We start from the raw sequence: 7,688 nt of genomic DNA, 5'->3' as shown, positions 1-7,688 counted from the left end.
GCTAGCTTTTTAGAAAGAATAACGTTTTTTGTCACTTGGGGGTAGTGAAAATTCTTAAGTTGATGGGCATGGGGTCAATCCACCTATTTCCTAATTTTATTCAAAGAAAATATTATATTACAATTAAGAATTCACGTTTTTAACCAATAAAAATATCCTGTTCACTTTCCACTTTACAGAGGAAAGCAAACAAGATTTTTTTGTTACAGCATATTTAAGAAACGATCAGAGACAACACCTGTATCTTCAGGTGTACGGCAAATAATTAAGCAAGTATCATCACCACAAATGGTTCCGATGATCTCATCCCACTCTAAATGATCAATAAGTGCTCCAAGTGAATGAGCGTTACCAGGCAATGTTTTTAGCACAAGCATATGTCCTGCCGTGTCTAATTTTACAAATGAATCCACTAGATTGCGTTTTAATTTTTGTAACGGGTTAAATCGTTGATCTGCTGGCAAGCTATATTTATAGCGACCATCATGTAATGGCACTTTCACTAAGTGCAATTCTTTAATATCGCGCGATACTGTTGCTTGCGTTACATTAAATCCCTCATTACGTAGAATATCAACTAATTCATCTTGTGTTTCAATTTCTTTGTTCGCAATAATTTCCCTGATTTTAATATGGCGCTGACCTTTATTCATACATTTGCACCTCACACTATCTCTTACCATAGTTTAAACATTGGTATACTTCACTTATTTATGTTAACTTATAATTCGTTACTTGTACACAATTGTTTTTACAATCATTATACAATTACAACAAAAAGAGGAACAACATATGTTATTCCCCTTTCCCTTTTTGTTTTAGGACATCATGTGCCTCTGTAACTACTTGCTCAACAGAAACTGGAGAATGATTTTCGCCATTCTCACGTTCACCATGCCATTTCAGATGAATTAAAAATTCAATGTTACCATTCCCGCCCGTAATCGGTGAGAATGTTAAACCTTCTACGTCGTATCCTTCTTTTATAGCAAAGTCTACAATCATTTCTACGACAGCCTCATGTACTTTTCGATCGCGAACGATACCCTTTTTACCAACTTGCTCTCTTCCAGCTTCAAACTGAGGTTTAATTAACGCTGCTACATCCCCATTCGGCATAAGCATTGTTTTTAAAACTGGTAATATAAGTTTTAATGATATAAACGAAACATCGATACTAGCAAATTGCGGTAAACCACGTTCTAAGTCTGCTGGTGTTACGTAACGGAAGTTCGTTCGTTCCATTACGACAACACGCTCATCTTGACGCAATTTCCACGCAAGTTGATTGTACCCTACATCTAATGCATAAGATAATTTCGCTCCATTTTGAAGCGCGCAATCGGTAAAGCCACCAGTTGATGAACCAATATCTATCATAACTTTATCTTGTAAATCAAGATGAAATGTCTCTAATGCCTTTTCAAGTTTATAACCACCACGGCTTACATACGGCATAACTTGCCCCTTCACCGTAATCTCTGTATCTTGTGGGATTTTCTCTCCTGGCTTATCCAATCTCATCTCATTCGCATATACAAGGCCGGCCATAATGGCGCGTTTTGCTTTCTCACGTGTTTCTATAAGCCCTCGCTCTACTAATAGTACATCTACTCTTTCTTTTTTCGCACTCATTTGTTACGCCCTTTTTTGTTTTGATGGAATCATTGTATGAATACGGTCTACAACAGCATCTGTCGTTAAACCGATTTCTTCTAATAATTTTGTTACACTACCGTGCTCTATGAAACGATCTGGAATACCCATTCGTTCAACTAACGCACTATGGTACCCGTTCTCAGACGCAAATTCAACTACTCCTGTTCCAAAACCACCAATTAAGCAAGCTTCTTCAATCGTTAAAATTGGTATATTTTTTCCTAAGAGATCATGTAAATATGCTTCATCCATTGGTTTAATGAAGCGAGCGTTCACTACTTTCACTGAAACTCCAGCCTTTTCAAGACGCTCAGCCGCTTCCATTGCCATTGGTATTGTCGTACCAAATGTTAAAATAGCTGCTTGTGTACCTTCTTTTAACGTTTCCCATGAACCGATTGGAATCGCCTTTAATTCTTCATCCATATGAACGCCAAGTCCATTACCTCGCGCATAACGTAATGCGATTGGTCCATCTTCATATTGCATTGCCGTGTATACTAAATGTTGCCCTTCATTTTCATCTTTTGGCATCATAAGTACCATATTCGGCAAGTGGCGTAAGAATGAAATATCAAATACACCTTGATGCGTTTCACCATCTGCTCCTACTAAACCAGAGCGATCGATTCCGATGAAAACATTTAAATTTTGGCGGCATATATCATGAACAACTTGGTCATATGCTCTTTGTAAAAATGTTGAATAAATCGCTAAGAATGGTTTCATACCTTGCGTTGCCATACCCGCTGCCATTGTTGTAGCATGCTGTTCTGCAATACCTACATCAATCATACGATCTGGGAATTCTTTTTGGAATTTCTCAAGTTTCGATCCAACAGGCATTGCAGGTGTAATTGCAACGATACGCTCATCCGTTCTCGCTAACTTAAGTACTGTTTCACTAACAACAGCACTCCATGCTGGTGCAACTTCTTTCGGTTTAACGAAGTCACCTGATTCAATTTTATAAGGTCCTGTTCCATGCCAAGTGCCAATAACATCACTCTCTGCTGGTTTGTAACCTTTTCCTTTTTTCGTAATAACATGAACAAGCACTGGGCCTTTTGTTTTCTTTGCATATTGCAACGTTTCGAATAACTTTTCATAATCATGTCCATCGACTGGACCTAAATATGTAAAGCCTAACTCTTCGAAAAAGACACCGGATACTAGTAAATATTTAAGACTATCTTTTATTTTCTCTGCTGTCGCAGCAACTTTCCCACCGACAGCTGGGATTTTCTTCAAAATATACTCTAGCTCGTCTTTTACCCAATGGTATTTTCCTGCGGTACGTAGACGTCCAAGCACATTATGAAGCGCACCAACGTTTGGCGCAATTGACATTTCATTATCATTCAAAATAACAATCATGTCTGTTTTTTCATGTCCAATATGGTTCAATGCCTCTAAAGCCATTCCGCCCGTTAAAGCACCATCACCAATGATTGGTATAACATATTCTTTCGTTTTCTTTAAATCACGTGCTAGAGCCATTCCCATTGCAGCAGATAATGATGTCGAGCTATGGCCAGTTTCCCATACATCGTGCTCACTCTCACAACGTTTTGGGAAACCACATAGACCTTGATATTGCCTTAATGTGCCGAATTCTTTTGCACGTCCAGTTAAAATTTTATGTACATAGGATTGATGTCCTACATCCCATAAAAATTTATCTTTCGGACTATCAAATAATTTATGCAGAGCAATTGTGAGTTCTACTACACCTAAATTAGGCGCAATATGTCCACCTGTTTGAGAGAGCTCTTCAATTAAAAACTTACGAATATCCTCACTCAATCCCTCTAGTTCACTGATAGACATATCTTTCAAAAAACTAGGGTTTTGAATTTGCGTTAGATCCACATGGATCACTCACTTTCATTTCATAATCTGTCAACATGTCAAATATTATAAAAAACATTTACACAAAACAAGAAATTCTCTTTTTTTATTTTTCACCTTGTCCTGCTATTAACCAGTCTATTGCGCCCTAATCTTATTATAAACCATATTTCTTTAGGCGATGAAAAAAATAGCCGCTAACACGAAGTGATAACGGCAATGTAATCTACATATATTTTTGCCAATAACAAGAAAAGAAAAACCTTTTCCTACATTTATATCATAAAATGATGAATGACTCAACAAATGAAAACGCTGTTATATTAGTTATTACGTTTTGCAATCAAATCGCAAATAGATAGTAAATATTCATCTTGTAATTGCAAGGAACTAATAGCATCTTTTGCTTTTGCAATCGTTTCTTCTAAAATATCCTTTGCTCTATCTACAGTAAATAACGTCGTATATGTGCTCTTTTCGTTGGAAACATCACTACCAATCGGTTTTCCAATCTCTTCTTCGATTCCTTCCACATCTAAAATATCATCTCGAATTTGGAAAGCTAGGCCGATATATTTTGCAAATTCAAGTAATTTTTCTTCCTGTTCTTCTGTAGCATTAGAAAGTATCGACCCTGCAAGTACAGCGAATTCAAGTAGTTTCCCAGTCTTATGCTTATGAATATACTCTAGCTCATCGATCGTAAGCTGTTTCCCTTCCGCTTCCATATCTGCTACTTGTCCGCCAACCATTCCCTCTGGCCCTGCCGCCTTTGCAAGCTCAAGAACAAGTCTTACTTTTTTCTCAGCAGAGATTTCCTTTTGTTCATATGCCATAATAACTTGAAAAGCATATGTCAACAAACCATCTCCTGCTAAAACTGCCATCGCTTCACCAAATACTTTATGATTTGTGGGCTTCCCTCTTCTTAAATCATCATCATCCATACAAGGTAAATCATCATGAACTAACGAGTATGTATGTATCATTTCAAGAGCACAAGCTGCACCTACACCAAGATTTTTTTCTTTACCAAACGCTTGTAATGTTGCAAATAAAAGTAACGGGCGGAGACGCTTTCCACCCGCTTCCAAAGAATATGCCATCGCTTCACGAAGTACATTTGGACATTGTAATTCATTTGCATAGCTTACAAGCTTCTCTTCTACGAAAGTTTTACTTTCTTTCAAAAAAGTATCAAAAGCAATTGTCACTATGCTTCATCTCCTAAAGCAGTAAACGGTTCAAGCTCTCCATCTTCCCCAAGAATAACTGCCATTTGTTCTTGTACGTTCTTCAACTTCTCATCACAAAGCTTAGATAATTCCATACCCTCTTTAAAATAAGAAATTGCTTCTTCTAAAGGTACGTCACCTTGCTCTAACTTAGAAACGAGGTGCTCAAGTTGCGAAATTGCCTCTTCAAAGCTTAATTTATTTTCCATTATTCAATTCACGCTCCTCTATTCCTGATACGCTACAATCTAGTATTCCATCTTGTAATTGAACTGAAACAGCATCTCCAAGGCTAACATCTTTCACACTTTTTAACACTTGCTTCTCTTCATCATATACAAGCCCGTACCCTCTCATCATTACTTTAAGCGGACTTAGCGCTTCAAGCTTTTGAGCAGCTCTTACAAAGGCAAATTCTTTCGTTTGGAGTAACGTTTGCATTTCACGTTGCAATTGCTTTTGCAATGTTTCAACTGCTACCTTCGTTTGCATAATTTTTTGAGATGGGTGGTGCTTCTCTAAATAAAATGAAAGCTGTTTTAACTGATTTACCTTTTTATCAATATAGCGCTCTTTCGCTAACACAAGCTGTTCTAACGCTCTATCCAATTGCTCTTCTTTTTGCTCATATACTTGTCTTGGATAACGGAACGCATAAGATTTTTGCAATACTTGTAGTTTTTCTTCTTTTTTATGTACTAACTCTCTCATTGCTCTTTGCAACCTTAGAGTTCTTTGTAATACCTTTTCTTGTAACTCGATAATATTAGGCGCTGCCAGCTCAGCCGCTGCAGTTGGTGTTGGTGCTCTTAAATCGGCAACAAAATCCGCAATTGTAAAGTCTGTTTCATGTCCTACTGCTGAAATAATAGGGATCTCACTCTTGAAAATAGCTCTTGCAACCATTTCTTCGTTAAACGCCCACAATTCCTCAATAGAACCTCCACCGCGCCCAACGATTAGGACATCTATCCCTTCCATTTCATTCGCTGTACGGATCGCTTGTACAATTGAGGGAGCTGCTGACTCCCCCTGTACAAGTACTGGAAACACAATAACATTTCCAATTGGATAACGACGTTTAATCGTTGTTATAATATCACGAATCGCTGCTCCTGTTGGTGACGTAATCACACCTATTGTTTTCGCATAAGGAGGGATTGTTTTTTTATAAACTTGAGAAAACAATCCTTCTTCCTCTAAACGAACCTTTAATTGTTCGTAAGCTAAATGCAGGTTTCCGACTCCGTCAGGCTGCATGTCTTGAATATAAATTTGATAAGAACCACTCGCCTCGTAAACAGAAATTTTCCCTTTCACAAGTACCTTCATCCCATTTTCAGGTCTGAATTTAATATTACGATTATGACCCGCAAACATAACCGCTGCGATTCTTGCATTTTCATCTTTCAATGTAAAATACATGTGGCCACGGCTATGATTTTTAAAGTTGGAAATTTCACCTTTTAACCAAACAGACTGTAAATGCGGATCATATTCTATTTTTGTTTTTATATAGCGTGTTAACGCTGTAACGGTTAAATATTGTTTCTCCATTTCTCTCTCCTCATAGCCGACTCAAATTATTTACAAACGACACCTGCACGCTTAGCCGATTCAACAGTATTATGAAGAAGCATTGTGATTGTCATTGGACCAACACCCTTTGGCACAGGTGTAATGTAACCTGCAACATCTAACACGTTGTCAAAGTCAACATCACCACAAAGTTTTCCTGTTTCTAAACGGTTTACACCAACGTCAATTACAACCGCTCCTTCTTTCAGATAATCAGCTGTTACCATTTTAGGTCGTCCTACTGCTACGATTAAAATATCAGCTAGCTTCGTTAACTCTTTCATATTTTGCGTCTTTGAATGACAGTATGTGACAGTTGCATTTTCATTTAAGAACAATTGTCCTACTGGCTTGCCGACAATATTACTTCTTCCAATTACTACAACATGTTTTCCCGAGATATCAAGATTTGTTTCTTTTACTAACTCTACAATACCATGCGGTGTACATGGAAGGAATGTATCTTGTCCCGTCATCATACGTCCCACGCTGATTGGGTGAAATCCATCTACATCTTTTTCTGGTGAAATTCTTTCAATGATAGCTTTTTCTTCAATATGTTTTGGTAAAGGTAATTGCACTAATATGCCATTAATGCGGTCATCTCCATTTAAGCGATCGATTTCAGCAAGCAAACGCTCCTCCGTAATTGTTTCAGGAAATTCAATTAGCTCTGAATAGATTCCTACTTGTTCACAGCCCTTTTCTTTTCCTTTTACATAAGAACGAGATGCTGGATCTTCTCCAACTAAAATAACTGCTAATCCTGGTACAATCCCTTGCTCTTTCAACTTCACAACTTCTTCTGTTAATTGTGCTCGTTTTTTCTCCGCAACTTCATTTCCTTTGATGATTACTGCTACCATTTTAAGATTCCCCCTTAAAGAAATTACAGTGTATCTTTTATATTAGATAAAACGCCGTTAATAAAACGACGAGATTCCTCATCCCCAAATGTTTTAGCAATTTCAATTGCCTCGTTAATTGTTACGTTGTGCGGAATTTCTTCCATATATTTCATTTCATACACAGCTACACGTAAAATACTGCGATCAACAATACTAATACGCTCAAGCTTCCATTTTTTTAAGTTTTGACGAATCGCTTCATCAATTACTTCTTTATTTTCTACAAAACCTACTACAAGTGATTCTAGAAACTCATTTGTTTCTTCACCTTCATCTAGCGTGTTTTCCACCGCTACTTTCGGTTCTAATTCACCTGTAATATCCATTTGATATAATGCTTGCATAGCTCTTTCTCTAGCCGTCCTACGTTTCATTGTAACTCTCCTTTATGCTTCAAGTCTTTCCTTATGCTTTGTTATATTATTATAATTTATAAGCCGTCAATTCACTTACTCTT

Annotated in this window: 8 protein-coding genes; all 8 read right to left on the bottom strand. The window is 37.3% G+C overall.

All coding sequences use genetic code 11. The features are described 5' to 3' along the window. Positions 1-203: 203 nt before the first annotated feature. Positions 204-653 (bottom strand): arginine repressor ArgR, encoded by a 450-nt coding sequence (argR, locus tag PDQ68_RS26065; protein ID WP_001032581.1) that lies wholly within the window; start codon positions 651-653, stop codon positions 204-206. A 142-nt stretch (positions 654-795) separates the two neighbouring features. Further along, positions 796-1,635, bottom strand: coding sequence for a TlyA family RNA methyltransferase (locus PDQ68_RS26060; RefSeq protein ID WP_061184056.1), 840 nt, complete (start codon positions 1,633-1,635; stop codon positions 796-798). Between the two features lie 3 nt (positions 1,636-1,638). Continuing rightward, on the bottom strand, positions 1,639-3,531 hold the full coding sequence (gene dxs, locus PDQ68_RS26055) for a 1-deoxy-D-xylulose-5-phosphate synthase (RefSeq protein WP_000366448.1): 1,893 nt from the start codon (positions 3,529-3,531) through the stop codon (positions 1,639-1,641). 302 nt (positions 3,532-3,833) lie between these two features. Further along, positions 3,834-4,724 carry a (2E,6E)-farnesyl diphosphate synthase gene (gene ispA, locus PDQ68_RS26050; protein WP_270787076.1) on the bottom strand — a complete coding sequence of 297 codons (891 nt, stop codon included), beginning with the start codon at positions 4,722-4,724 and terminating at the stop codon, positions 3,834-3,836. Next, positions 4,724-4,954, bottom strand: coding sequence for an exodeoxyribonuclease VII small subunit (xseB, locus tag PDQ68_RS26045; RefSeq protein WP_000428423.1), 231 nt, complete (start codon positions 4,952-4,954; stop codon positions 4,724-4,726). The genes ispA and xseB overlap by 1 nt, the downstream gene beginning before the upstream one ends. Then, the gene (gene xseA, locus PDQ68_RS26040; protein WP_000415266.1) at positions 4,944-6,302 is read right to left on the bottom strand and encodes an exodeoxyribonuclease VII large subunit; all 1,359 of its coding nucleotides are present in this window, start codon (positions 6,300-6,302) and stop codon (positions 4,944-4,946) included. The genes xseB and xseA overlap by 11 nt, the downstream gene beginning before the upstream one ends. Before the next feature lie 26 nt (positions 6,303-6,328). Beyond that, positions 6,329-7,189: a bifunctional methylenetetrahydrofolate dehydrogenase/methenyltetrahydrofolate cyclohydrolase FolD gene (folD, locus tag PDQ68_RS26035; RefSeq protein ID WP_000226727.1), complete on the bottom strand. Its 861-nt coding sequence runs from the start codon at positions 7,187-7,189 to the stop codon at positions 6,329-6,331. A 23-nt stretch (positions 7,190-7,212) separates the two neighbouring features. Further along, positions 7,213-7,605: a N utilization substance protein NusB gene (nusB, locus tag PDQ68_RS26030; RefSeq protein WP_000830249.1), complete on the bottom strand. Its 393-nt coding sequence runs from the start codon at positions 7,603-7,605 to the stop codon at positions 7,213-7,215. Positions 7,606-7,688 lie beyond the last annotated feature (83 nt).

Source organism: Bacillus cereus group sp. Bc010 (assembly GCF_027716745.1).
Classification (GTDB): Bacteria; Bacillota; Bacilli; order Bacillales; family Bacillaceae_G; genus Bacillus_A; species Bacillus_A pacificus.
The sequence above is the reverse complement of the archived record's forward strand: the minus strand, read 5'-3'. Positions and strand labels throughout refer to the sequence as shown.

Coding starts and splice junctions, on each gene's coding strand:
- argR (WP_001032581.1), bottom strand. CDS start 653: ATGAATAAAGGTCAGCGCCATATTAAAATCAGGGAAATTATTGCGAAC.
- PDQ68_RS26060 (WP_061184056.1), bottom strand. CDS start 1,635: ATGAGTGCGAAAAAAGAAAGAGTAGATGTACTATTAGTAGAGCGAGGG.
- xseB (WP_000428423.1), bottom strand. CDS start 4,954: ATGGAAAATAAATTAAGCTTTGAAGAGGCAATTTCGCAACTTGAGCAC.
- xseA (WP_000415266.1), bottom strand. CDS start 6,302: ATGGAGAAACAATATTTAACCGTTACAGCGTTAACACGCTATATAAAA.
- folD (WP_000226727.1), bottom strand. CDS start 7,189: ATGGTAGCAGTAATCATCAAAGGAAATGAAGTTGCGGAGAAAAAACGA.
- nusB (WP_000830249.1), bottom strand. CDS start 7,605: ATGAAACGTAGGACGGCTAGAGAAAGAGCTATGCAAGCATTATATCAA.